This is a genomic window from Bacillus cereus group sp. RP37 (genome assembly GCF_040459695.1).
GTDB lineage: Bacteria > Bacillota > Bacilli > Bacillales > Bacillaceae_G > Bacillus_A.
Genome location: NZ_JARVHP010000002.1, coordinates 402,241 through 426,751 on the forward strand (window position 1 = coordinate 402,241; position 24,511 = coordinate 426,751).

Genomic DNA, 24,511 nt, shown 5'->3' on the forward strand with positions numbered 1-24,511 from the left:
CCATTTCTACAGAAAAAGTTGGGGATTCCCCCAACTTTTTAATACATCTATTTTCTTATTAATCCTGTGGATGTAACCTGATATGTTCTTTTCTTACCTATATATTCCTGTTTTCCATTCTCAAGGTTAGTTAAAGTCGCTCGCGTTTTTTCCTTTGCTGCTTCCCCTTCTATATGAGTAAATTCTATATAATCCCCCATTTTTATAGGTACTGTTTGGGTTTCAGCATTTTGTTGTCTATTTCCCATGATTTCCTTATTGTACATAACGCTACCGGATGAGCCTTGGACCTTAATACTTGCATATGTACTATTAAAGTAAGAATGCGGTACACCAGCTTCTAATTTGATTTTCAGCTCTTCTGCTGTTTTATTATAATCTACTTTTGCAATTTCTCGATCACTATATCCTTTTAATGACCATGCAAATTGGTTTCCATCTAGAATTGTTGTCTCTGGCATTTTTTCTACTTTCTTTAATCCCTGTTTTGTAACCTGATACCTTGCTGTCTTTCCAATAGTCTCATTTTTGTTATTTTCAAGATTCGTTAATGTTGCGCGTGTCTTTTCCTTTACTGCGTCTCCTTCTATATGAGTTAATTCAATGTAATTCCCTACTTTTACAGACACAGTTTGGGTTTCGGTATTTTGTTGTCTATTCCCCACGATTTCCTTATTGTATAGTACGCTACCAGATGAGTTTTGGAGCTTAATACTTGCATATGTGCTATTGAAGTAAGAATGCGGTACACCAGCTTCTAATTTGATTTTCAGCTCTTCTGCCGCTTTATTATAATCTACTTTTGCAATTTCTCGATCACTATATCCTTTTAGGGACCATGCAAATTGGTTCCCTACTAAAATATCAGAATTTCCATTTGTAATTTCTACTTTTTTCTCTACAGTTCGATCAAATATGTCTGTTAATGTAATTTTAGCAAAAGCCGTTTGAGGCAATTGCATAGTTTTACTTACCTCAGTTTGGTAGGACTTAATATTATCAATTACTTTCAAAGGTTGTCCCATTAACTTTTCATTGTCATAGATTTCAATTTTCCCTTTAAACTGTGGGGTACTTTGTTCTTTCAATTTCCAAGACACATTTAATCTTTCAGCTTCAAAGCGAATATTTTGAATATCAAAATCTAAATTTCCCATTTCTGGTTGACTAGGCTGATTTATAGTAAAAGTTTTTCCAGTACCAATCGTTGATTGAGTATTTCCTCCTGCCTTAACCCATAAATATTCTGAAGTTGCTCCTCCATCGTATTGATAAGATGTATCATGTTGTCCACTGATACGCTGATTATTCCAAGAATTCCATTGTTTATCTGAAATTTTTCTACTGTATCCATTTTTTAGGCGTGCTTCTCTTACATCTTGTCCATTACCAGCCCAGTCTTCTTGAAACATGGATAGACCATAATTAAATGCAACATTCGCAACTGGATGATCCATAATAGCAACTAACTTCCATTCATTTAATTTATTATCTTTTATCCACTGGCCAAACTTTGTATGGCCATCTTCTTGCCAAGAACGTAGAGTCATTCGATACCATTCACTATCTTTCCAATTATAAGTTGTTTGGACCTTCAGACCTGTTCCTTCCCCACCAAATCTACTGGCTTCTGAAGTCGGCGATAAATATTCAGCTTTTATTGCTTGGTTTGATGCTATTGGATCCCAAAGCGCAAAGTGAAGGGTACGTTTACCGTTTTGATCAAAACCACTTTGTTGTTGGAAACCAGCATAACCACCACCCTCTCCCCCCTGATTCCAATTATGCACAGCCCAATACGTATAAGGAGCTGTTTGGACTGGTGACCAGTCTATGCTAATAATATCTGAAGAAGCAGTATTTTGTGGTGTTACATAAACTGATGGGGCATGAGATCGGATTGCTGCCTCTGTACTAGAAATTGGTGCCCCATACATTGACATCATGGTGCAAGCCGCAGTAAACATAACAATCTTTTTTAGTCTTCCATTTGTTTTTTCTTTAAACATGACTTCCTATCTCCTTTTAAATTATTTTAGTTACATTGAATAATAACGATATACATACTATTAAACAAATTATGTAAAAAAATAACATTAGCTATACTACCTAGTTATGTTTAATGTTTTTTTCACTACTATTACTAACCAAATTATAGTATTTTGTAAGAGTATCGTATGATTTGTGACTAAATGTTGGCTAAAAATATTATAAAAATTCATAAATATATAGTTTAAGATTAGGATGCTAAAAGACTTCTTTAATATTTTTTGATTTTTCAATATATTAATCTCCTTAATTACTCACACTATTAACCATAAATTTGTTTACAGGAATAACATTATGTAAACATGTAACGTAACAATTGGATAAAATAGCTTATGAATTTGCACATATCTTATCATTAGGTTAAAAGAGCCCACCAAATAACGTAGCCTCCTTTAATTACCTAAACATTAAATATTGCAACCAAAAATTAACATTAGATTCTTCTGTTAGCTTATTTAATATTTAATATTTAATGACGTAGATAATGTATTCCAAGGTGCATTTGTAGATGTATTTTGATATTTGAATTGTCCATTTTGCTGTCCCGAAGCATCCCATTTATATTTAATACAAATTGATTCTATCATACTAATTTCATACATTTCGTTCCCTGTGAAAGAGTTAACAGAAGGTACCTATTTACATATGAAATTTTGCATATTCATTGCATTTTTACTATTTGCACTTACCATTAATCCTACTACAGCATAATGGCTTCTCTACCTTGATTGACATACTACATTTGGGCTCATATCAAGCTGACTTTTGTAAGAGTTCATAAATGGTGCGTAGTTCGGTTGTTTAGCAAATAAACAATAAAGATGCAAATCCAACTCAATTTAATTTGGCTTTTCCTCTAGCATTATAAGCAAGATCCACCACTTGCATCGATTAACTCACCAGTTATCCAACGGCTGTCTGATGAAGAAAGAAAACCTACAATATCAGCTATATCATTAGGTTCTCCCCATCTATTAAAAGTCGATAAACCTGCAGCATATTTTTGGCCATCTTTATTCCCCAATGTCTCAGCGTTCATTTCTGTATTAATTATACCCGGGAGAATTGCATTTACTGTAATACCACGAGCACCAAGTTGTTGTGCTAAAGTATGAGTAAGTGTATTAATTGCCCCCTTAGATATACTGTAGGCAAAAACACTTGGGGAAGCTACTCGTGTAACAAATGATGAAATATTGATAATCCGTCCTCCATCTTTTAAACGTGGCAAAGCCTTTTGAATAATAAAAAATGGAGCCTTCACATTAATATTCATAACCTCATCAAAAGACTCCTCTGTAGATTCCTCTAACGTTAAAATCTGCCCAATTCCAGCATTGTTTACAAGAATATCAAATGTAGTATTACCTATATGTTTTTGAAGAGATTGATCCATCATTAAATACAAGTTATTAATGCCTTTAAAAGTACTTAAATCTGCACTGATTGCAAATGCGGCACCGCCATCTTGTTTAATTTTATCCACTACACTTTCTGCTTCTTCTTTTCTTTTACTATAGTGAACTACAACTAACGCACCAGCCTGTGCCAAATGTAAGGCAATACTTCGTCCTATTCCCCTACTAGCTCCTGTTACTAATGCAACTTTCCCCTTCAATGTATTCATCTCATCATCCCCTTGTTTAAAATTCTCCTTAGTTATATCACAGGATACTCTTTGAAATGTTGCTCTCTAATTTGATTTCCTTAAAGGACCAAGATTGTATTGATACTAATTTTATTTAATACTAAACATCTAATTTTCTTCTTATGATATAGTGCACCCATGTTCGTTAAGCTAGGAAAAGTGAATACCATAAACAAAGAAAAATATTAGTTTTAGATTGTAGTACCTGAAAAATATCTAGTTTCTAAACCTTTGTTAAGAATCTACGATGAGCAATTATACTAAACCAATAATGAAAAAAGGATTTGATATGAATATCAAATCCTTTTTTACTATGTATAATTATTTCACTGCTTCTCTTAATTCTTTTCCAGCTTTAAATGCCGGTGCTTTAGAATCAGTAATTCACATTTCTGTAACATTATTATATAAGGTTTTAGCGGATTATGTGTTAAACTTTATCCCAAGAAGTCCTATACTTTTAGAATCGACAATTCTTCAATACCCTTAGACTTGCCCTACGTCCCCTGTAGGGCCTTTTTCGATAAACTAACATACTTCTTGTACACTTTCTGAATTTTATCTCTGCAATTTTGTATCCACTTCAATGTTAAATCTTTTATCAAAATAGAAGTTTAAAAAAGAGTATGAAATAATACACATTAAATTGAACGCATATTAAGATATATTCCCAAGGGTGCTGATACATACTTTCTTTAAATCAGAAAAAACAAATCCTTATCTACACAGTTTTCGAGTGCCTTATGACGTCTTTTTTTGCAAAAGAACCTTCACAATTCAAATATAAATAACAAAAAATATATGGACTCTATTTTCTAATCCATTACACTTATTCCTATCTTAATTAACTCTTTTTAGAGTTAATTTCGAATCTTGCTTTTGAGTTCTAAACCCTAATGCGATAGCCGCTCCAATACAGCTAGAAAAACAACCAATAAACAAATACGGGGATGGATCTGACTCACCGATTAAAACGGAAGCTATTCCTCCAATTACAGGGAATAGCGCCACCATATACCCACTTCGAGCTCCTCCGATTTTTTCTACAAGCTTCAAATAGAATAACCATGCTACAAAAGAAGCAAACAAAGTTAAATATAACAACATACATACATATGAAAACGATGTGGGGAATGTAATTTCTTGTCCTTGAAATAATACAATTCCCCCCATCAATATACCACCTACTGTAAATCCAATTGCATTTGCATAGATAGGGTTCACCTTATGGCTTGCATTTCGTGCCGAGCTCGCATCACCTATTGCTGTAAGGACCGCACCTAAGAGCGCAACCATAATTCCTTTTAAATCATTGAACCCTTGAAAATCATTCAATTTCGGATAGATAAGAATACATACTCCTAATACCCCTAAAATCCCTCCAACCAAAACTCGTGAATGCAACTTTTCTTTTAAAAAAATTCGAAGAGCAATCGGGTTCAAAATCACCTTTAATGAAAAAACCAATGTTACAATTGCCGCAGAACTCAAAATTGTAGCGTAATAAAGGCATAAATAGCTTAATGCAAAGTTACATATACCAAAAACTATTACAAATGGGATATCTTTTTTTGTTGGTATCCCACTTGGTCGAAGGAAACAAACAAGCATCAAAAATAAAAAAGCTGTCATAGCCAGACGGTAGGTTAAAGATAACTCTAAGCTAACAGGAGTTCCTTGAATTTTTACTGCAATAAAGTTGAGTCCCCATACAATTAAACAAAATATGTACATAAATATTTTCATAAATTTTCTCCTAGAGTAAATTTTTTATAAATTCATTATTTATTTATACTGTCATTTCTAAAAGGGACAGTTTACAATAAATACAAATGACAGATGGGGTATTATAATAATGAAGGAACTAATATTTAATATAAATCGAAAAAGTAAAAATCCTATGTATCAGCAAGTTTACCAATATATACGAACTCAGATTTTATCTGGTAAATTAGAACAAGGTAAAAAGTTGCCATCAATTAGACAACTTGCTAACCAATTAGAAGTCAGCAGAAACACAACTCAGGTAGCCTATGAACAACTGCAATCAGAGGGGTATATTCGAAGTGAGAACAAAAAAGGTTTTTTTGTAGAGGCTATTACATCAGATGAAACACTTAATTTTGAACCTATTAGAGAACTGCATCATGAAACAAATCATACTACCATAAAAACTATTGATTTTAAGATTGGGACAGTGGATCAAGAAAACTTCCCTTTGAAAAAATGGAGAATGATTACAAACAAAATAATTAAAGACTCTAGCATGTTTTCATACGGAGAAAAACAAGGCGACATTAAATTAAGGAAAGCACTAACAGATTACTTATTTCAATCAAGAGGAGTTACTACTTCTGTAGAACAAATTATTATTGGTAGTAGCACACAACATTTGTTATTACTTTTGTCACTGATATTAAAGCAAGAATATCATTATCTGGCCGTAGAAGACCCTGGATATAGCATGGCAAGGGAACTTTTTTTTCTTCAATCATTTATTATTGATCCAATTCCTGTAAAAGAACGAGGTATCCAAGTCGATCTACTTTTAAAATCGCCTTCTAGACTTTTATATGTGACTCCTACTCATCACTTTCCGTATGGGGTGACTATCCCTGTCAATGAAAGACTAAAGTTAATTGAATGGGCCAAAAAGATGGAAGGCTATATTATTGAGGATGATTATGATAGTGAATTTCGATATATCCATCAACCTATACCGTGTCTTCAAAGTTTGGATTCTAATGATAGGGTGGTTTATTTAGGAACTTTTTCAAAAGCACTCCTCCCCTCTATCCGTGTCAGTTATATGGTTTTGCCTAAGCGGCTAATTAATGAATATAAAAAGATACTCCCTTTATTTGAACAAACATCCTCATCTATTCATCAGCAAACATTGGCAACTTTTATGAATGAAGGATATTGGTACTCGCACTTAAGGAAGATGAAAGCTTTGTATAAACGTAAAATGAATCTATTAAATAAGGAATTATCAAAGCATTTTAAGGAATATGTCAAGATTAAAGGCGGTAGCTCCGGAATATTCGTTATTATTGAAGTGAAAACAAAAATGAGTGAAAAAATGCTAATTGAAAAAGCACATAATCATGGCATTATAGTTTATCCTTGCTCAAAATATTTCTCGGAATATTTACCAGAATATCCGCATATTCAACTTGGATTTGGTAATTTATGCGAAGAAGAGATAATAAAAGGAGTATCTCAATTAGCAAAAATTTGGTTCTAATAGGAAAAGAGATAGAACAGTTAATGAATGATTTTATTTAATTATGAATAGAAATCTCTTTAGTATTTTGAAATCTTTTACACAAAGCGATATCTTACTTTTTTATACATAAAAAAGACACCTTTAAGGTGTCTTCCTCCAAATTAATAACCGAATGTTATATCATAAACTTTCTCAATAATTATGAATTTAATCATTACTTTTACATATATCCTTTTAACATATTTTTTGAAAAACGATTTGGATATAGAGCAATAAGCATTTCATAGGGACTTCCTTTCCAATAGCGTTTTAATGGTGTCCATAATTTTTGTTTTATTAGCCATTTTTGATTAAATATTTTTAATAGCTGTTTTTCATCCAATTTTTCTTTTTCTTCAATAGTCCATCTTAACGCCTCTAATGCTTTACGTTTAGACCAATATCCAACAGGAGTAACTTTAAATTCCCATTCTTTAAAACGGTCTCTATACAAATCATTAATCATTCTAAACGGACTATTCCCCCAAAACATTTGACATGCTGATGCTAATCCATGGGTCTTTAACCATTTTATATTGTATACATCAAGCAATTGTTTAGGGGTTAATCTCTCTTTTTCTTCAATAGTCCATTTCAATGCTTCTAATGCTTTTTCTTTCGTCCAGAAGTTATTAGGAGTCATACCAAATTCCCATTCTTTAAAACGTCTTGGATAAAGATCATTAATCATTGCATACGGGCTACTATTCCAATACATAGCCAGAGGTGCACCAAGCTTATTTTTTTCCAACCATTTTTTCCCGTATAATCCTAAGAGCTTTTCTTGTGAAAGGCCCTCTTTTTCCTCAATAACCCATTTCAAAATTGTTAATGCTTTTTCTTTCGTCCAAAAATTTAAAGGAGTCATACCAAATTCCCATTCTTTAAACTGATTTGGATACAAATCATTAATTGCTTTAAAAGGGCTATTTTCATACCTATGTTTGAGTAATCCCCGTAGCCTATACTTTACAAGTAATTTTGTGTTCCATTTTTTTCTTATGTCTTCCTTACTCCATTTTAAAATACTGTTAAGCAAATATATTAATACCCTCCGCGCCATTTTATTATCTATATCTTCTTTCCATGTATTTGGAGGAAATCTATTTCTTTTTCCATCTAATATTTCCTGATAAATATCTTCTATAGAAACTTCTTTCATTAACAATATATAAATCCTCCTACAGTTTGTATTAATATTTATACACTATCATCATTTTTAATCAATATATCTGCATTAAATAATATAATTAAAATCTCCTTGGAAATCAACTAAAAATTTGTTTTTTACGAAAAATCTAATAATTAACTAAGTAAATTTTTATTTTAATTTTCTAATTATTAGTTTATACTAGTTTAGTATTGTTATATTTAAATATAAGGAGTGTATTCATATGGAGAAGCTTAGTAAAAGCGATATTATTCGTACTGTTCCGCAAAGCGGTTTTTTCGGACACCCTAAGGGGCTGTTTACCCTATTCTTTACAGAGTTTTGGGAGCGATTCTCTTACTATGGAATGAGAGCAATATTACTTTACTATATGTATTATTCAATCTCACAAGGTGGTTTAGGGATGGATCATGCGACCGCAGCGTCAATTATGGCCATCTATGGATCTCTCGTTTACATGTCTGGCATTATTGGTGGCTGGATTGCAGATCGTCTATTAGGTTCAAGTAGAACGATTTTTTGGGGTGGAGTTTTAATTATGATAGGTCACCTGATTTTAGCACTACCAGGGACTATAAGTACTTTATTCATATCTATGGTGTTTTTAGTACTTGGTACAGGTTTATTAAAACCTAATGTATCTAGCATTGTTGGTGATTTATATAGTGAAACAGATACTCGACGTGACTCAGGTTTCAGTATTTTCTATATGGGTATTAATTTAGGAGCTCTTTTATCTCCTTTTATTATAGGGACACTTGGTCAAAAGTATAACTTCCACCTAGGTTTTGGTGTTGCTGCAATTGGTATGCTATTGGGCTTAATTATTTTTGTTATTACAAAAAAGAAAAACCTTGGTTTAGCAGGAACACAAGTACCAAATCCTTTAACAGACATCGAAAGAAAAAAAGTTATTACACAGTTTAGTATTGGTACAATAGCTATAGTACTATTTTGTATTTTAACGATACCAACAGGTATTTTAACTATTGATCGATTCACTTTATTAGTAAGTATTTTAGGTATTCTCATTCCAACTGGTTACTTTATTTTTATGTATCGTAGTCCGAAAACTACAAAAATTGAAAGGTCTCGTTTAATTGCTTACATACCATTATTTATCGCTGCTACAATGTTTTGGGCCATTCAAGAACAAGGAGCTATCATTTTAGCTTCATATGCTGATCAGCGTACTCAATTAAAATTGGCCGGGCTTGAACTGCAATCTTCATGGTTTCAATCATTAAACCCAATTTATATTGTTTTGTTAGCACCAGTATTTGCTTGGTTATGGATAAAGCTTAATTCACGTCAACCAAGTACAGCTAATAAATTTGCTATTGGTTTATTATTTGCTGGTTTATCTTTCTTAGTTATGATTATCCCTGCATATATCCATGGTACAGATTCCCTTGTAAGTCCTATGTGGTTAGCGATTAGCTTCCTGTTAGTAGTAATTGGGGAACTTTGTTTATCACCTGTAGGTCTATCAATTACAACCAAATTAGCACCAGCTGCCTTCTCTGCTCAAACAATGAGTCTGTGGTTCTTAACTAGTGCAGCTGCACAAGCTATAAATGCTCAAATAGTTCGATTATATAATCCTGAAACAGAAATTATTTATTTCGGTGCAATTGGTGGTCTTTCAATCATTTTAAGTGTAATTTTATATTTTATGGCCCCAAAGATTCAAGTTTTAATGAAAGGCATAAAATAAAAAAAACTGTGCTAAAAACTTGTTATAATGCAGGTTTTTATACACAGTTTTTTGAATACCTTTTTTTACATATAAATATATTAATGACATTTGTTTATTTATTCATTGTATGCTTGTTCATTATCATATTGATTATGTCAATAGCTTTTCTCATAACTTGCAACGTCTTCTACTGTATATTCTATCCTTTTATTTACTTTTGAAAGAGAAAGAATTAACCGAGAACTCACTATAAAACTATCATCAATTTCTGATAAACTGTCTAAATCATTTACTTTTAATTCTCTAATTAAAAAATCCATCGTATCCTCCTTTAAGGAGTACCTATAATTAATATTATTTCGCATGGCTCTTTTTATATTCTTTATTTGATTCTAATTTACTAACTGATTATCCTTATTACAAAACAGAATAAAAAATTATAAAAACAAAAAGAAGATAACGAGCGACATGTATAAGCAATAAATAAATTAATCTATATATATGTATAATTAAATTTAAAATTATTGATATCAATGTTATAATAAAATCAACCAAGAAGCATCCAACATATTTTGATTAATCACTACATTTTCTTTCATTGTATGTCAATATATAAAAAGACACTTTATAAAGTGTCTTTTTATACGTTATAAGGTTATTACATTAATTTCATACTTATCCTTTTGTTTCTCCATAACTAGACTCCTTATGTGAAAATTTAACACTACTAGCCCAAACAACATTTATCTCAAATCATATACCGATTTACAGTTTGATACGTAAATAATACAACTAGCTCTTTTCAGTTCCAATTGCTTACCTCCTTCTGAATTAACTCTCGATGTTAATTAGAAATATAACGAATTGTTTTTCCAACCGACTTTCTTACACACAATCCTTAGGATTAACTTCCTGTACTAGTGAATGCACTTAATCCATATTTCCAAAAACGATAAGAAATGAAACATAGTATGATAGCAACGAGTGGTGTACACAAAGATACCCATTTATACCCTTTATCGAAGAAAAAGGCAGCTGGATAAAAGGATGTGAAACTGTAAGGAATAATAAACGTTAAGATAAATGCGATAACTTTATTATAAATTGTAATCGGATATCGCGAAAAATCACTTAAATTGAATACTGCTGATACAACAGGGAGACTATCTGTCATCCAAAAAGAAAATGTTATAAAAAATAAATTTAATGCAACAAAGATAAGACCACTTGAAATAATCATTATGATGAGTATTAGTACATTTCCCAATGAAATTGCAATATCTAGATTACTAATGGAATAATAAAGAACCATTCCCCCTATTATTAGTTGCCCTATTCCATCTTGTTGAACACGCTCCGCTATAATTTGGAACAGCGGGTTAATAGGACGGATTAGCAAACGATCTAAATTTCCTGTCCGAATGTATTGCCATCCAATCGTCCATAAATTATCAAAGAAAATGTGATGGATTGCCCTCCCTGCAAACGCAATACCGTAGATTAAGAGAATTTGATAAAAGTTCCACCCTTTCAAAGTCTCAATATGATCGAATACAACTTTTAAAAAAAAGATAGCGGCAAATTGTTGAATGAAGACTGAAGAAATTCCTATTAAAAAGTCTACTTTATATTCCATCATAACTTTTAAGTGTTGCTTAAAATAGACAATGTATAAGAATGAGTATCGTTTTAGAGTTTGCAACAACTCAATCACCCCCCAAATATTGTGATTTTTCGGATTGCTAAAGTCCATAAAAATCTAACAAGTACTGTAATAAAGATTAACCATATGAATTGTGTAACAATTGCCGTATAAGCCTGGGTACCTGAGATAGAACCTGTATAAATAGAAACAGGTATATAGACCATAGACTGAAAAGGCAAAAACATACTAATTTCTTGAAACCATTGTGGATAAAGCGATAATGGTACAAGTGCTCCGGAACAAAATTGAAGAACAGACTCTCGTAGAAGTCGAAGTCCCCATATATTAATGGTCCAAAAAGCTAATATACCAATAACAAGATCTAGTTGAGTTCCAATTAAAATCCCTAAAACTACACTTACCGTAAATAATAGAAAAGACTCTATTGATTGTGGTAGTTGAATTCCTACAAACCAGACGGCAAACAGTAGCATAGGGAACGTTGTACGCATAGAATTAGAAATTTTTTGCCCTATATCCATCGCTACAAGTTTATCTAACAAATGATATGGCTTCATAAGTTCCAATGCTATATCACCTTGTTTAATCATTCTCGCTAAATTGGTTCCCACTCCAGATACGTATTGTTCCAATAACAAAGCTATAACCATATAAGTTAGCATATTAGATAGTGAAAGTGCTCCAACAGTCTCTTTATTCTCGTATACAGCAGTCCAAAAATAATACAACGTACATAATTTAACGATAATTGCAAATGTACCCGCCCAATACCACGCTGCATATGAGGTATCTAGCTTTATCTGCACTTTAAGCATTTCCCAATATTTTCTCAAGGGATTTCTCACCTCCATGCTGATAAAGATCTTTAATAATTGTCTCTAATTTAGGGTTTGAAATCGTCAAATCTAATATTTTATTGTGCCTTGCAAGTTCGGAAAGCACAAATTCCGATGAAACTGTCTTTGTGTGAAAACTTAACTCTACGCGAGATTCATTTTCTGCTTTATTCTTCTGTACCACTATGTAATTTTGTAATGATACAGGAATCTCAAACATTGTGTGCTCTTCTAATTCTAAAGATAGGATGCGGTTATAAGAAAAACGATCTTTTAGATCTTGTAAGTCCCCATCATAAATAATAGATCCTTTATCGATAATAATAATTCGCTGGCAAAGCTCTTCTATGTCCTGCATATCATGAGTAGTTAATACAACTGTTGCGTCCAATTTCTTATTCATTTCCTTAATAAAACTACGTATCTTTTCCTTTACATCAATATCTAAACCAATTGTAGGTTCATCTAGGAATACAACAGAAGGTTGATGAAGAAAAGCAGCAGCCAACTCACAACGCATTTTTTGTCCGAGTGATAGCTGACGAACAGGTAATGTCATTAAGGTTCCGAGATCCAGTACATCTTCAAGTAATTGCAACATTTCCTGATATTTTGTTTCTGGAATCTCATAAACATGTTTTAATAGTTCGAAAGACTCCCGCACCGGTATATCCCAAGCAAGTTGTGTCCGTTGTCCAAAAACAGCTCCAATATTTTTAGCATTTTCCTGCCTATTTTTGTATGGAATAATTCCATTTACCTTAATTTCACCAGTATCTGGAGTTAAGATTCCACACAGCATCTTAATAGTGGTTGACTTTCCAGCACCGTTGAATCCGATATATCCAACCATTTCTCCTTTTTTAACAGAAAAAGCAATCGGTTGCACTGCCTGTTTATCATAATATTTCCGTTTTATTAAAGCTTTTATTGCACCCATTAAACCTGGCTTTCGCTCTAAAATCTTATAGCTTTTCGTAACATTCTTTACTTCAATCATTTATAAATCCCCTACTTCCCCTTTTACAAATATTAGCCGTTATACAGCTAAAGTATGATAGCAATTAAATAAATACCTTCACCCTACTACACCTGCCTCCCATAAAATAAAGATTAATTGTAGATTATAAACTAACATCCCTTTTTACGAAAGCGTTTGCATTAATTGGAAACTAGTATAATTTTACAGGAGCATTTAAATATAATCAACAGATTTCAGTGTGGGGAAACAAGCCACACGCAAAGACCTTCTTTCTTTGACCTAATATCTTTTATGTAATTTTTTAAGCCTCTTCCATATCGACCTTTTTCCCATAATTAATTCTCTAGATGCTTTTCTTTCTCGAATAGAGTAAACATCAAGTAACCCTAAAATATACAATAAAAATAGTAGGTGGGGAATATTTGACGCTTACACGAAAAGCGTTTTCCCTAAATACCCTCTAAAATGAAAAAGGCGTTATTCTTTCGAGAAATCTTAGGAAAGGATAACGTCTTTATATCAATATGACGGTTTCCTATATGAAAAATTAACACCGTTCTAAATGTGTATATTGTATATATTGTACACATTGTGTATAATGTGTTCATAAGCATTTAAGAGGCAAGGAGTTGAATCATGAAAATCTTACTATCTAATAAGTCTAAGTCGCCTATTTATCAACAAATCATTGATCAGATTATATTTCAAATATCAAATGAAACATTGAAAGTAGATGATTCGTTACCTTCTATGCGTTCATTAGCAAGAGACTTGAAGGTAAGTGTTATTACTTCAAAAAGAGCGTACGAAGAACTTGAAAAAGCGGGTTACATCTACTCTATAGTAGGGAAAGGCTCGTTTGTTGCAAAACAAATAAAGAAACAACGTGCGGATGAACCAAGTGATCCAATACGTGAAAAGTTCAGTACAATCGTTCGAGAGAGTAAGGCTAATCATTTATTAAGGGATGAGTTAATACAAATTATTAATCATATTTATGAGGAGGAATAAAAATGGAGAACATTGTAGAAGTGAAAAATGTTTCAAAAACATATAAGGGATTTTCTTTAAAAAATGCATCGTTCAACATCAAAAAGGGGTTTGTAACGGGATTTATTGGCGCAAATGGTGCTGGGAAAAGTACGACAATTAAACTTATTATGGATCTTATTAGCAAGGATAGTGGAGAAATCACAGTGTTTGGTAAAGATCATCAAAAGGACCAAGTTTCTATTAAAGAGCGTATTGGATTCGTATACGATGACAATATCTATTATGAAGATATGACAATTTATCAACTAAAAAAATTCATTGCTCCAGCGTATAAAAAATGGGATGAAAATCAGTTCCAATCCTACTTACAACGCTTTGAGTTACCGACTAACATAAAAATGAAAGAGATGTCTACAGGGATGAAAATGAAGACTTCCCTAGCGTTTGCACTTTCACACCATGCCGAATTTATACTTATGGATGAACCGACATCTGGACTCGATCCTGTATTTCGAAGAGAACTTTTAGACATCCTTTATGATTTAATGGTCGATCAAGATAAAACAATTTTTTTCTCCACACATATTACCACTGATTTAGATCGTATTGCTGATTATATTGTATTTATTCATAATGGAGAGATTGTGTTTGAAAAAGATATACATAGTATTGCTGAAGAATATGCAACTGTAAAAGGGGATAATTCCTTGCTTACGCCGAAAATCAGAGAACAATTAATCGGGATTCGTGAAACAAACGTGGGATTTGAAGCACTCACAAGTAACGCCAGCCGTTCACGTACGCAATTAGGGAATGATGTATTAATTGAAGAAGCGACATTAGAAGATATTATGTACTATACAAAAAAGGGGAATGTTCAATATGTATAATTTAATATTAAAGGATTTTCGATTGCAAAAATTAATGATCTTACTCTATGTACTTAGTATATGCTTTTTTATAGGGACGTTTGGAAATTTTGGATTTATAGTCGTTTTGGTGGCTAGTTCTTATATGATAAATTTACATTATTACGACGAAAAGAATAATAGTCACAAATTTATTAATAGCCTGCCTTATAGTAGAAATAAAATTATTATGTCAAAATATATCGGTACAGTGTTGTTTACAATTCTAGTAGTTCTATTCTCATTATTGATTCAAGTAGTAATTCAAGTTGCATCCCCGACTTATGGAGTTGAAATTGAAACACCACAGACAATTGTGGTTAATGTTCTTACTGTCATGTTGTTTACATCTATTTACTTACCATTTTTCTATCGTTTCACCAATAAATATTTGATGGCTGCTGTCACCATTATTTTCCCTGTATGTGTTGTTTTATGGAGACCACTTGAGGCATATGTGCATATTACTGACCTTGTATATGGTGTTACTTCACAATTTACTATTAATCAACTAATTGCACTTGCTTCAATCGTTACCATGCTTATATTTATCGGTTCTTACTTCTTAACGGTGAGAATTTATAAACGTACTGATTTTTAAAAATTCTTTTTAACTGAAATATAGAATACTTAACTGTTGTACAGTTTTATTCTTAAACGCTTTGGTGCTACTTAATCGCTATCAAACAAATAAAATAAAGTTCTCCCCTTAAATGAAAAAATACGCTATTCTTTCTGTAGAATCATAGGAAAGGATGGCGTTTTTTATGTCTGTTTCTGTGTATGACGAATTACAACTATTTGCTCAAGAGATTCAAAGTTTTTTATCTCCAAATACCTTACGAGATTTTGCTAGGGATGTCGGTTTCGTACAACGGACCAGTAAATACCAAGCAAAAGATTTAGTCGCTTTATGTGTATGGATGAGCCAAAATGTCGCTACAACTTCTTTAACTCAGTTATCTAGCTGTTTAGAATCATCAACAGAAGTACTCATTAGTCCCGAGGGACTGAATCAAAGATTTAATAAAGCGGCCGTTCAACTTTTACAACATGTATTAGCTGAACTACTAAACCAAAAATTAACCTCATCTATGCCGCTTTCTTCTCCATATACTTCTGTTTTCAAGCGTATTCGTATTTTAGATTCAACCGCATTTCAACTCCCAGATTCTTTTTCATTTGTTTATCCAGGTGCAGGAGGATGCAGCCATACAGCGGGGTTAAAGATTCAGCTTGAGTATGACTTATTAAGTGGAAAGTTCCTACATATTCATACAGGTCCCGGTAAACAGCATGATCGAACCTATGGTTCTCTGTGTGTTCCAACTGTGGAACCAAATGATTTATGTATCCGTGATTTAGGGTATTTTCATTTAAAAGATCTTCAACATATACAAGATAAAAAGGCTTACTATATCTCTCGTATTAAATCCAATACACGTATTTATCAAAAAAATCTCACACCTGATTATTTTCAGGATGGAAGAATAAAGAAAGGTACAGAGTATATACAGATAGATATGGAGGTTTTAATGAACTCTCTTCAACCAGGACAAACATGTGAAATATCTGTTGCTTATGTAGGAATGATTGATAAAGTGCCAGCTCGTGTAATTGTTCACCGATTAACCAAACAACAGCAACAAAAACGATTACAAGATCAAGCTGTAAGAGAAAAAAAGAAAGGAATGAAGTATTCTCCTCGTAGTAAACGACTCAGTGGTATCAATGTATATATGACAAACACCCCTACAGATATTGTCCCGATGGGACAGGTACATGACTGGTATTCTTTACGTTGGCAAATCGAGATTTTATTTAAAACGTGGAAATCATTCTTTCAAACTCATCATTGTAAAAAGATAAAACCAGAACGATTAGAATGCCATTTGTATGGGCAACTGATTGCCATTCTACTCTGTTCTTCTATCATGTTTCAAATGCGGCAATTACTTCTTATGAAAAAGAAAAGAGAACTAAGTGAATATAAGGCACTATATATGATTAAAGATTACTTTTTTCTTCTTTTCCAAGCTATACAGAAAGACACCCAAGAGCTATCAAAGATTCTAATTCGCCTGTTCAATCTTCTACAGCAAAACGGGAGAAAATCTCATAGGTATGAGAAGAAAACAGTCTTTGATATATTAGGTGTTGTTTACAATTGTACTATGTCTGATAATCAAGCGGCTTAAATCAAAAAAATGAAACCCATTAGGGCTTATTTCGTATGCAAATCTTTCAATTCCCAACACCTAGCCTTTAGAAAAAAGAAACAACCTTTACTATAATTGACATTATATGAGCTTAGCTTGATAGCGATGTGGCGAGACCCCACGTATAAAAAAAGACACCCTAAGGTGCCTTCCTCCGACTTGAGCCACTTTAATTTCAATACTATGTATTGGACTCCCATCTAAATGTTATTTCATTTTGTTTTTAAGCTTTTTTCATACGCTTTAACTTCGTCAATAGTTTTAAATACTTTTAAATCAAATATCTTTTCTCCATCAATACATACAACTAATACTCCATCTTGAGCTTGAAGAACACTACCTACATTACCTTTTCCGAGTGAAATACTGAAGGGATTCTCTACATTTAATGATTTCTTTTTAGCAAGATAATCTTTAAATGGCATACCAATGGATAGTTCGTCTCTTAAGCCTTTAATAGTGTTACCAGAAGTAGTTGTTGGTTGTTCCTTTTTTGTAGCCTCTTCTTGCTGTTTGCGTTGCTTTTCAGCCGTCTCTTGTTCTGCTTTCTCCTTTTTCACAGTCCCTTTTTCTTCAGCTTTCTTCGCTTTCTCAGCTTCCTTTTGTGCTTCTTGCTCAGCTTTAGATTCTTTGGAAGTACTTGCTGTCTCGTTAGATGAACATGCTGCTAATCCCATAAATAAAGCGAAACAAGTAAGTGTTGTTAATAGTTTTTTGTTCATAGTATGTATCCCCCAGCGTTTAAAATATAAGATTTACCTGAACTATCATAACAAATATAATCACAACTATTTTGTCATATTATGTCGAAATGAAATAAAGAAAAGACACCCTACGGTGCCTTCCTCCGACTTGAACCACTTTAATTTTAATAATATGTATTGGACTCCCATCCAAATATTATTTTACCATGTTAAGTAATATTGATGTAACTTTTAGATAAATTTGCGACGTTTATAAAACTGTTGTACTGTTTTCTGTCCTTTTTATTATCAAGTTTATGTGATATATTTATAACATAAAGAGCGAAATATATCACATAGGAGGTTTATATGAAAAATAAATTAGCATATTTAGGATTTCTTGGTTTTTTGGGCTTTTTAGGTCCGCTTACATTTTTAGGTAATATTTTATGGGCATATTATTTTTTCGGTTTCTTTTTCTTCTTCGCATATGCAAGAGTAGTACCGGATGAGCTTTTTATGCTGCATGTTCGGATCGCCGCTACAAGAGCTTTTTTTGTAGCAATAGTACTAGGCAGTATACTACTCTTAAGTGTTTTTATATTTGAAAATGTACATATAATTCGGTTATTCGTTATAATTTCATTTTCCATACCTTTAGGCACATTCATAATTAATTTAGAAGTATTTGAGCGTAGAGAAAAGAAAGGGATGCAAGATGCCACTTAAGACTCGAATGAAAGAATATAGAGTAAAGTTAAATATGTCTCAAGAAGATTTAGCTAATGGGGTTGGTGTTAGAAGGGAAACAATTGGCAATCTTGAAAATGGAAAATATAACCCTTCATTCAAACTTACTTATGATATTGCAAAGGTTTTAAAAGCGCCTATTGATGTTCTGTTTTGGTTTGAAGAATAGGTTATGTATAAAAAATAAATTCAGATTTCTAACAAGAGACTCTATTTTATTTAAACTTTTTTCAAAATAGAGTCTTTAAAATTACCATTTGGGGTATCCTCAATATTTTTTACAAGAATGCATATAAGTTATAAGTAATATGAGCAATTATACAAGGAAAAAGTGAATTAGTTTTATTATAAAGTAATGAATACATAATTCCCATTATAGTTGCAAAAATAATAAATCCGATATCATAATTATGAGCTATTCCAAACAATAAACTAGATATAATTAATCCAACTACAAAAGAATATTTCACTTCAAAAAATTTAATAATAATTCCACGATATAATATTTCTTCACATATCGGTCCAATTACAACAATTGATAACATAGTAAGTATATAAATAATCAATGTCTTCTCATGTAAATTTTCTATACCTAAGGATTTATCCTGGATATTAGCAGAATCAGAAAAATATAGATAAGTTATATTATCTGTCGCTATAATCATAAGATTAGCTAAGAAAATATATATATATGTTCGAAATGAATACAGAGGTTTAATATTAAATATGGATAATATCATTCTACGAAATGGTTTGTATATTGATATAAATAAAATTATTATTAACAAATTAAAGAAATTCAATAAAAAATTATTTACTAACTTAATATTATTAGCGCTAAAATTCTTCTGAATAAACTCTAAAGATTTTGTTATCTCTAATGGAACACCTACAAATAGTATTGTTGCAATACCAATACTAAATATCCCCAAAACAAATTGTATCCATGAAATTTTATTAGTTTGAAGTTTCTTTTGTTCAAGATCTACTATTTCTTCGTTCGATAGTTCAAATTTTTTTTTGCATTCTCCACAACACTGGGTATTCTCGATTCCAGTAGAGTTGCATTCACTACAAATTTTCATATAGCCCCCCAATTTTAAATTATCTTTTTTATTAATCATAATTTTGTCGCATAGAGAAAAGACACTTCCCTAAAAGTGCCTTCTCTCTACTTAATCTACATAAGACTTCTCTTACATCACAAATATATCTGGGTTTCCACCCAACTTTATTTTACTACATCTATTTATAAAGTTTAATTAATTTAATGTAAATTTCATAAAGAAAAGACACCTTAAGGTGCCTTTTCCAATAGTTTTTAGCAGAAACAACTGCATCCGATAATGATTAATAGAATAAACAATACAACTAATAAAGCAAATCCTCCAGCAAAACCGCAGCCTTCGCCGCAACTACCACCATATCCCATAACAATAGTGCCTCCTTTAGATCAGAGGTAAAACTAGGGTTCATTCCATGCATTTTAATGGGGTCACTTTACCTTATGTTTTGAAGAATTAATTGAGCAGGTCCTTTAGAAAATAAAGAAAAGACACCCTAAGGTGCCTTCCTCCGACTTGAACCACTTTAATATTAATAATATGTATTGGACTCCCATCCAAATATTATTTTACCATGTTAAGTAATATCTGGGTACCGCCAGCATTTTTGAAGAAAAACACGCTAAGCAAAAAAATACAATAAGCTGTCCATATGGAAGTTGATTAATATTAGCTTATTTGTCTTATAAGTTAAATCGAGAACAATTAGATCCCAAAATATTTCAGTTCTTTTTGTATGTTATTTAAGGCAAACCTCTTTCGTTTTTTAAAGAAATTCTTTGGTTCGTTTGAAGATAATCTCCAAAGAACTCGTATATCCTGCGAGTGTTAGAGTAAGGACTTGAACAAATTCCCAACCATCCTCAGCATGCTCTATAATAATACGCTTATAATCTTCTTTGGGTTGCCATTTCCATCCATCAATTTCGACTTTCACAAATTTGTAATCATACATATTCTTCCACCCCTTTTTCCATAATTGTACCATTTAGAAGAAGCGATGTATTGTACTTTTTTGACTGTATACTCTATACATATGAAGTTAACATAACGCATCATTATTGGAAATCATTTTAAAATTTTATGTTTCAATTTTTTCTTTACCCTTAAGGATAAACCACCGTATCAAAGCTACAAGTAGTATGAAAAGCGGTATTATTTGAATAAAGAAAAATCCTTTCCAAAAATAAAGTGGGTTATTATATGTAAATTCTGTTGCCGCCTCATTTGTATAAGAAACAAACGAACCTACCAAACCAGAAATTGGAATTGTAAGTAGATTTATCGCTAAACAGATTATTATCGATGATAGATTTTTAGCCTTAATTTTTGGTGAAACAGACATGAAAAATAAAAATATTGAAGTACTGGATATAAGAAAAAATGGTATTACATAAAAAATCAACATAATAAACCTCCATGATTTTGATTGTACCATCAGCAAAGACAACTTAGTACAAATTCTCATAAATAGAGTATTCACGTGAGATTAACAAAACGTCTCATTATCGGTAGCAATGAAAAGGACTTTAAATTTAATTCGTAGGATCTCTTTCTTTTACAAGATCTTCGATGTTATTTGCTTCTTTGATTTCTTTTGACGATAACCAATTTTCATTTATTGTTCCTGTCTTATTGGTTAAATAGATGTTAAAGTTTTTATTATATAGTTCTTCTTTAAGGATTGTGGTTACTTTGATTAAATCCTCAATTAAAAGAGGATTGTTTTCAAATATATTATTGGTGGTATTAATAACTAAAGTCACTATATATTTTCGACTATCTTCAACATCCGAACTTGAATAAGTAATACTTTTAATTGCAAATCGATCGTTTTGCATTTCATGTAATCTTTCTTCTACTTTTGTTTGCGTTCTAATCCAATTTTCCCAATAAACGTTTATGGCGTCTTTCATCGTGGATTTCATTGTTAGTAACAGTTCTTCTTTTGTTATTATATTTTGTACATTTTTAAAAGGTCCACCTAAAGATTTACCATTTTGATCCTTAATTTCAAGTTCTGTTATCTTTTTATTATTCTTCTGAATGAGTTGAAATAGAGCATATAAACGATCTAATTCTACTGAATTCAATTGGCTAAAGTCAATCTCATTACTCATTTGCAAAGTTAATAATAATTCATTAGTTGGTTTTCCTTCATCTGGATCTTTATTATCTAATATATATTGAAGAGGATTTTCCGTTTCAAATTCCACGTAGCCTAATTTTTTTATTTCTTCTAAAGTTGGTTTGAATTTCTTATATTCCTCAAATGTTTTTTTTCCGTATTGGTATTCATCACCTACTGGATTTGAATAGAGGAGACCTTGTACCTTTACTCGGAATTTTAGATATTTGTTATTTTTTTCTTGCACAGTATGGTAGGTATTACCACCATTATTTTCATTTATCGAGCTCCAATCTGTTACAACTACATCAATACCGTGTTTTTCTTTTATATATTCTTGTACCTCAGCTCCATTTTCTTGATTACAACCACTTAGACATAAGAAACATAATACTAGCAATATTACATGCTTCAAACGTTTCATATAAGCACTCCCTACGTAAGAATTAATTCTTGAATGTGCAGCACACTGCAAATCCCTCTTTTCCTTAGTCGTATACTTTAACTTATATATAGTGTGAATATTAAATCATTTAAGTTATTGACGTGCCATCTATACTGCTCGAAGCATTACTGTCTTAAAATATACAACCTATTTGTTTTAAGTTCTTTCTCAATTCTATAAGCATATGGTCCATTAAGCTCATATCTAAAACGTACATTCATACCATGGTATCTATTTTACTATAAAATCTGGTTCTCTTATTAAAATGTTCTTTTTTTGTTTTTTGTTCCCTAGTATACATGTTCCTTCTACTTCAATAAGGGAGGATTTATGGAAAGACATTATACAATCTCAAGTTATGCACCATATATAAGAAGAATCCAACAAACTATGATTAATCACTACATTTTCTTTCATAGAATGTCAACGTAAAAAAAGACACTTTCTATAGTGTCTTTTTTGCAATAGTATACCTATGTTAGCTTTTTACACTCTAAAATAAAGTAGGTATCCTTACAAGTAGTATCCTCATTGTAAATACGTTCAATAATTTCCGCTGCATACTCTTTATCTTCACATGTTTCTGCTAATCTCTTTATATAGTTTTTTACAATTTGTATTGTTTCTTCCTGATCTAGATTGCTTTTCATCAATTCAGGGTTGAAATATCCCAATTCGTACACTCCTTTTCATTAATGTAATGATGATTTCTCTCTCTTTTCTCACATATATAGGGGTCCCACCACATGCCCATCAACTTAAGATTTTGAAATACCCCAAAACGATAATTTTATGTATTATGCTCGTTTTTATTATTTTGAGGTAACTCGTCCTTTTTAGCTGGATAGCGATGTGGCGAGACCCCTATAACGGCTTCTTATTTGGTTATATTTTTGTTTTAATTTATATTCGAAACATTGAGGATTTCTACAATTTTATCTGCTTTCGAATTGTTTATAGAGTAGTATACCTCTAGCCCTTTTCTTTCAGCATGTAGAACGTTCCTTTTTAGTTTATATAGATGTTGAGATGTTGTAGATTGTGGAATATTCAAAATTTCTGTAGTTGAGTTACATTTAACGTTTTCTTATTAGTTAATTCATTAATGATATGTAGTCATAATGGGTGTACCATTGCCTTTAATAGTTCGATATCATCTTCGGGAATTTGAGTATCAATATTAGTATCTAGAATTCTATTCATGATATATCCTCACTTTCTAATAGTATTTTTTATTTGCAATATACTTATATAGTGATTAATTTGTTTTATATGTCATGAACTATTTATATAATTTTGAGTGGATTTAATGTGTGTTTATCATGAGTTTTTTGTAAATTCATAAATTATTAGCGGACATTTATAGGAGTTAGGTAATAGAAAGGGTAAATTTCATAAAAAAGCGTTTAAGATATTTATCTTCAATACTCTCTGCAATAATAAGTTTTAAAATAAAATATAAACTATAACGTATTCTAATTATGGTATAATATAGCTAGTAACTGAAGGCGTGTGGTGGGAGGTTGCAGCCTTTCTTTCTCTTAATTTAGAGGGAAAGGAGGTGTAACCGATATGGAATTTTTACAACAATTATTACAGGACACTACGAAACTATTCGTAACAGTGTTCATAACAACTTTTGCAACTGCTTGTGCTAACAAGTTAGTAGCAAAACGTAATAATAAAAGTAAAAGAACCACCCAGACGTCTGCCAAACGTAAGAAAGGTGGTTCAAAGAAAAAATAATTAAACTTTGCAATCTACCACCTAACGGCAGCAGTTACAAATTAGACGGGATGTTACCAGCATCTCGTCTTTTATTATTATGCACATAGTTAGTGAGTTAAAACCTTTAATAAAAGGTTTATCTCTACACTCTCATTATACATTTTATCTCATTGGAAAACAATATCATCTTGTTTGGTATTTTTTATTATGAAATAATGATTGATTCTGCTTAATAAATTCCTATCTTGGTGAAGTTTTTTCAATTACTTCTTTC

23 protein-coding genes and 3 pseudogenes are annotated in these 24,511 nt (G+C 31.7%); 9 read left to right on the plus strand and 17 right to left on the minus strand.

All coding sequences use genetic code 11. The features are described 5' to 3' along the window. Window positions 1-47 precede the first annotated feature (47 nt). The 4 genes and pseudogenes from QCI44_RS30075 to QCI44_RS30095 all read right to left on the minus strand — a co-directional run bounded on the left by QCI44_RS30075 (window position 48) and on the right by QCI44_RS30095 (window position 5,443). The gene (locus QCI44_RS30075) at window positions 48-2,009 is read right to left on the minus strand and encodes a DUF3472 domain-containing protein (protein WP_016135657.1); all 1,962 of its coding nucleotides are present in this window, start codon (window positions 2,007-2,009) and stop codon (window positions 48-50) included. Window positions 2,010-2,504: 495 nt separating this feature from the next. Beyond that, window positions 2,505-2,615: pseudogene (locus QCI44_RS30080) on the minus strand (DUF4879 domain-containing protein); the annotation flags it as partial. Window positions 2,616-2,911: 296 nt separating this feature from the next. Then, entirely contained in the window at window positions 2,912-3,676 is a 765-nt protein-coding gene (locus QCI44_RS30085) for an SDR family oxidoreductase (protein ID WP_016089744.1), read from the minus strand. A gap of 861 nt (window positions 3,677-4,537) precedes the next feature. Continuing rightward, window positions 4,538-5,443, minus strand: a complete 906-nt coding sequence (locus QCI44_RS30095) for a DMT family transporter (protein WP_353811648.1) — start codon at window positions 5,441-5,443, stop codon at window positions 4,538-4,540. A 109-nt stretch (window positions 5,444-5,552) separates the two neighbouring features. Here QCI44_RS30095 and pdxR point away from each other — a divergent pair, with 109 nt between their 5' ends. Beyond that, the gene (gene pdxR, locus QCI44_RS30100) at window positions 5,553-6,944 is read left to right on the plus strand and encodes a MocR-like pyridoxine biosynthesis transcription factor PdxR (protein WP_016089747.1); all 1,392 of its coding nucleotides are present in this window, start codon (window positions 5,553-5,555) and stop codon (window positions 6,942-6,944) included. 202 nt (window positions 6,945-7,146) lie between these two features. On the opposite strand, the gene QCI44_RS30105 is transcribed toward pdxR, so the two are convergent. Then, window positions 7,147-8,133 carry a DUF4046 domain-containing protein gene (locus QCI44_RS30105; protein ID WP_016135659.1) on the minus strand — a complete coding sequence of 329 codons (987 nt, stop codon included), beginning with the start codon at window positions 8,131-8,133 and terminating at the stop codon, window positions 7,147-7,149. 226 nt (window positions 8,134-8,359) lie between these two features. Here QCI44_RS30105 and QCI44_RS30110 point away from each other — a divergent pair, with 226 nt between their 5' ends. Then, window positions 8,360-9,853, plus strand: coding sequence for a peptide MFS transporter (locus QCI44_RS30110; RefSeq protein ID WP_016135660.1), 1,494 nt, complete (start codon window positions 8,360-8,362; stop codon window positions 9,851-9,853). A gap of 140 nt (window positions 9,854-9,993) precedes the next feature. Here the strand turns inward: QCI44_RS30110 and QCI44_RS30115 are convergent. From QCI44_RS30115 to QCI44_RS30130, 4 genes and pseudogenes are all read right to left on the minus strand, one after another. Further along, window positions 9,994-10,155 (minus strand): annotated as a pseudogene (locus QCI44_RS30115) (GNAT family N-acetyltransferase); the annotation flags it as partial. Between the two features lie 584 nt (window positions 10,156-10,739). Continuing rightward, entirely contained in the window at window positions 10,740-11,540 is an 801-nt protein-coding gene (locus tag QCI44_RS30120; RefSeq protein ID WP_000942196.1) for an ABC transporter permease, read from the minus strand. A 5-nt stretch (window positions 11,541-11,545) separates the two neighbouring features. Further along, window positions 11,546-12,334 (minus strand): ABC transporter permease, encoded by a 789-nt coding sequence (locus QCI44_RS30125; RefSeq protein ID WP_016089751.1) that lies wholly within the window; start codon window positions 12,332-12,334, stop codon window positions 11,546-11,548. Next, window positions 12,309-13,337 carry an ABC transporter ATP-binding protein gene (locus QCI44_RS30130; RefSeq protein ID WP_016089752.1) on the minus strand — a complete coding sequence of 343 codons (1,029 nt, stop codon included), beginning with the start codon at window positions 13,335-13,337 and terminating at the stop codon, window positions 12,309-12,311. Before QCI44_RS30130 ends, QCI44_RS30125 begins: the two co-directional genes overlap by 26 nt. Before the next feature lie 618 nt (window positions 13,338-13,955). Between QCI44_RS30130 and QCI44_RS30135 the strand changes: the two genes are divergently transcribed. From QCI44_RS30135 to QCI44_RS30150, 4 genes are all read left to right on the plus strand, one after another. Further along, a complete protein-coding gene (locus tag QCI44_RS30135; protein WP_016089753.1) occupies window positions 13,956-14,330 on the plus strand; it encodes a GntR family transcriptional regulator in 375 nt (124 codons plus the stop codon). A gap of 2 nt (window positions 14,331-14,332) precedes the next feature. After that, window positions 14,333-15,202 carry an ABC transporter ATP-binding protein gene (locus tag QCI44_RS30140; RefSeq protein ID WP_016135661.1) on the plus strand — a complete coding sequence of 290 codons (870 nt, stop codon included), beginning with the start codon at window positions 14,333-14,335 and terminating at the stop codon, window positions 15,200-15,202. After that, window positions 15,195-15,821, plus strand: a complete 627-nt coding sequence (locus QCI44_RS30145) for an ABC-2 transporter permease (RefSeq protein WP_016135662.1) — start codon at window positions 15,195-15,197, stop codon at window positions 15,819-15,821. Before QCI44_RS30140 ends, QCI44_RS30145 begins: the two co-directional genes overlap by 8 nt. Before the next feature lie 166 nt (window positions 15,822-15,987). Beyond that, window positions 15,988-17,418, plus strand: a complete 1,431-nt coding sequence (locus tag QCI44_RS30150; RefSeq protein ID WP_016135663.1) for an IS4 family transposase — start codon at window positions 15,988-15,990, stop codon at window positions 17,416-17,418. Between the two features lie 233 nt (window positions 17,419-17,651). Here QCI44_RS30150 and QCI44_RS30155 read toward each other — a convergent pair whose 3' ends face one another. Next, window positions 17,652-18,161, minus strand: coding sequence for a hypothetical protein (locus tag QCI44_RS30155; protein ID WP_016089758.1), 510 nt, complete (start codon window positions 18,159-18,161; stop codon window positions 17,652-17,654). Window positions 18,162-18,491: 330 nt separating this feature from the next. On the opposite strand from QCI44_RS30155, the gene QCI44_RS30160 reads away from it, so the two are divergent. Together QCI44_RS30160 and QCI44_RS30165 are read left to right on the plus strand one after the other, a co-directional pair. After that, a complete protein-coding gene (locus QCI44_RS30160) occupies window positions 18,492-18,851 on the plus strand; it encodes a DUF3796 domain-containing protein (protein ID WP_016089759.1) in 360 nt (119 codons plus the stop codon). Then, a complete protein-coding gene (locus tag QCI44_RS30165; RefSeq protein ID WP_016135664.1) occupies window positions 18,841-19,041 on the plus strand; it encodes a helix-turn-helix transcriptional regulator in 201 nt (66 codons plus the stop codon). The genes QCI44_RS30160 and QCI44_RS30165 overlap by 11 nt, the downstream gene beginning before the upstream one ends. A 109-nt stretch (window positions 19,042-19,150) precedes the next feature. On the opposite strand, the gene QCI44_RS30170 is transcribed toward QCI44_RS30165, so the two are convergent. The 7 genes and pseudogenes from QCI44_RS30170 to QCI44_RS30200 form a co-directional block, all read right to left on the minus strand. Then, entirely contained in the window at window positions 19,151-19,996 is an 846-nt protein-coding gene (locus tag QCI44_RS30170; protein ID WP_346724712.1) for a CPBP family intramembrane glutamic endopeptidase, read from the minus strand. 197 nt (window positions 19,997-20,193) lie between these two features. Further along, the gene (locus QCI44_RS30175) at window positions 20,194-20,304 is read right to left on the minus strand and encodes a YjcZ family sporulation protein (protein WP_000540371.1); all 111 of its coding nucleotides are present in this window, start codon (window positions 20,302-20,304) and stop codon (window positions 20,194-20,196) included. Window positions 20,305-20,702: 398 nt separating this feature from the next. After that, window positions 20,703-20,891 carry a DUF4177 domain-containing protein gene (locus tag QCI44_RS30180; protein ID WP_016089762.1) on the minus strand — a complete coding sequence of 63 codons (189 nt, stop codon included), beginning with the start codon at window positions 20,889-20,891 and terminating at the stop codon, window positions 20,703-20,705. 126 nt (window positions 20,892-21,017) lie between these two features. Continuing rightward, the gene (locus tag QCI44_RS30185) at window positions 21,018-21,344 is read right to left on the minus strand and encodes a hypothetical protein (RefSeq protein ID WP_016089763.1); all 327 of its coding nucleotides are present in this window, start codon (window positions 21,342-21,344) and stop codon (window positions 21,018-21,020) included. Between the two features lie 127 nt (window positions 21,345-21,471). Beyond that, window positions 21,472-22,488 (minus strand): hypothetical protein, encoded by a 1,017-nt coding sequence (locus QCI44_RS30190; RefSeq protein ID WP_353811649.1) that lies wholly within the window; start codon window positions 22,486-22,488, stop codon window positions 21,472-21,474. A gap of 494 nt (window positions 22,489-22,982) precedes the next feature. Further along, complete coding sequence (locus QCI44_RS30195; RefSeq protein ID WP_016089765.1) at window positions 22,983-23,183, minus strand: hypothetical protein; 201 nt, start codon at window positions 23,181-23,183, stop codon at window positions 22,983-22,985. A gap of 224 nt (window positions 23,184-23,407) precedes the next feature. Next, a pseudogene (locus QCI44_RS30200) lies at window positions 23,408-23,712 on the minus strand (ArsR/SmtB family transcription factor). A gap of 369 nt (window positions 23,713-24,081) precedes the next feature. Between QCI44_RS30200 and QCI44_RS30205 the strand changes: the two are divergent. After that, window positions 24,082-24,255 (plus strand): hypothetical protein, encoded by a 174-nt coding sequence (locus QCI44_RS30205; RefSeq protein WP_016089766.1) that lies wholly within the window; start codon window positions 24,082-24,084, stop codon window positions 24,253-24,255. The last annotated feature ends 256 nt before the right edge of the window (window positions 24,256-24,511 follow it).

What these genes read in the sequence shown, in the direction of transcription:
- QCI44_RS30190 (WP_353811649.1), bottom strand. Translation starts at nt 22,488, where the DNA reads ATGAAACGTTTGAAGCATGTAATATTGCTAGTATTATGTTTCTTATGT.
- QCI44_RS30165 (WP_016135664.1), top strand. Translation starts at nt 18,841, where the DNA reads ATGCCACTTAAGACTCGAATGAAAGAATATAGAGTAAAGTTAAATATG.
- QCI44_RS30085 (WP_016089744.1), bottom strand. Translation starts at nt 3,676, where the DNA reads ATGAATACATTGAAGGGGAAAGTTGCATTAGTAACAGGAGCTAGTAGG.
- pdxR (WP_016089747.1), top strand. Translation starts at nt 5,553, where the DNA reads ATGAAGGAACTAATATTTAATATAAATCGAAAAAGTAAAAATCCTATG.
- QCI44_RS30075 (WP_016135657.1), bottom strand. Translation starts at nt 2,009, where the DNA reads ATGTTTAAAGAAAAAACAAATGGAAGACTAAAAAAGATTGTTATGTTT.
- QCI44_RS30095 (WP_353811648.1), bottom strand. Translation starts at nt 5,443, where the DNA reads ATGAAAATATTTATGTACATATTTTGTTTAATTGTATGGGGACTCAAC.
- QCI44_RS30145 (WP_016135662.1), top strand. Translation starts at nt 15,195, where the DNA reads ATGTATAATTTAATATTAAAGGATTTTCGATTGCAAAAATTAATGATC.
- QCI44_RS30135 (WP_016089753.1), top strand. Translation starts at nt 13,956, where the DNA reads ATGAAAATCTTACTATCTAATAAGTCTAAGTCGCCTATTTATCAACAA.
- QCI44_RS30150 (WP_016135663.1), top strand. Translation starts at nt 15,988, where the DNA reads ATGTCTGTTTCTGTGTATGACGAATTACAACTATTTGCTCAAGAGATT.
- QCI44_RS30170 (WP_346724712.1), bottom strand. Translation starts at nt 19,996, where the DNA reads ATGATTAATAAAAAAGATAATTTAAAATTGGGGGGCTATATGAAAATT.
- QCI44_RS30180 (WP_016089762.1), bottom strand. Translation starts at nt 20,891, where the DNA reads ATGTATGATTACAAATTTGTGAAAGTCGAAATTGATGGATGGAAATGG.
- QCI44_RS30140 (WP_016135661.1), top strand. Translation starts at nt 14,333, where the DNA reads ATGGAGAACATTGTAGAAGTGAAAAATGTTTCAAAAACATATAAGGGA.
- QCI44_RS30110 (WP_016135660.1), top strand. Translation starts at nt 8,360, where the DNA reads ATGGAGAAGCTTAGTAAAAGCGATATTATTCGTACTGTTCCGCAAAGC.
- QCI44_RS30155 (WP_016089758.1), bottom strand. Translation starts at nt 18,161, where the DNA reads ATGAACAAAAAACTATTAACAACACTTACTTGTTTCGCTTTATTTATG.
- QCI44_RS30185 (WP_016089763.1), bottom strand. Translation starts at nt 21,344, where the DNA reads ATGTTGATTTTTTATGTAATACCATTTTTTCTTATATCCAGTACTTCA.
- QCI44_RS30175 (WP_000540371.1), bottom strand. Translation starts at nt 20,304, where the DNA reads ATGGGATATGGTGGTAGTTGCGGCGAAGGCTGCGGTTTTGCTGGAGGA.
- QCI44_RS30130 (WP_016089752.1), bottom strand. Translation starts at nt 13,337, where the DNA reads ATGATTGAAGTAAAGAATGTTACGAAAAGCTATAAGATTTTAGAGCGA.
- QCI44_RS30205 (WP_016089766.1), top strand. Translation starts at nt 24,082, where the DNA reads ATGGAATTTTTACAACAATTATTACAGGACACTACGAAACTATTCGTA.
- QCI44_RS30160 (WP_016089759.1), top strand. Translation starts at nt 18,492, where the DNA reads ATGAAAAATAAATTAGCATATTTAGGATTTCTTGGTTTTTTGGGCTTT.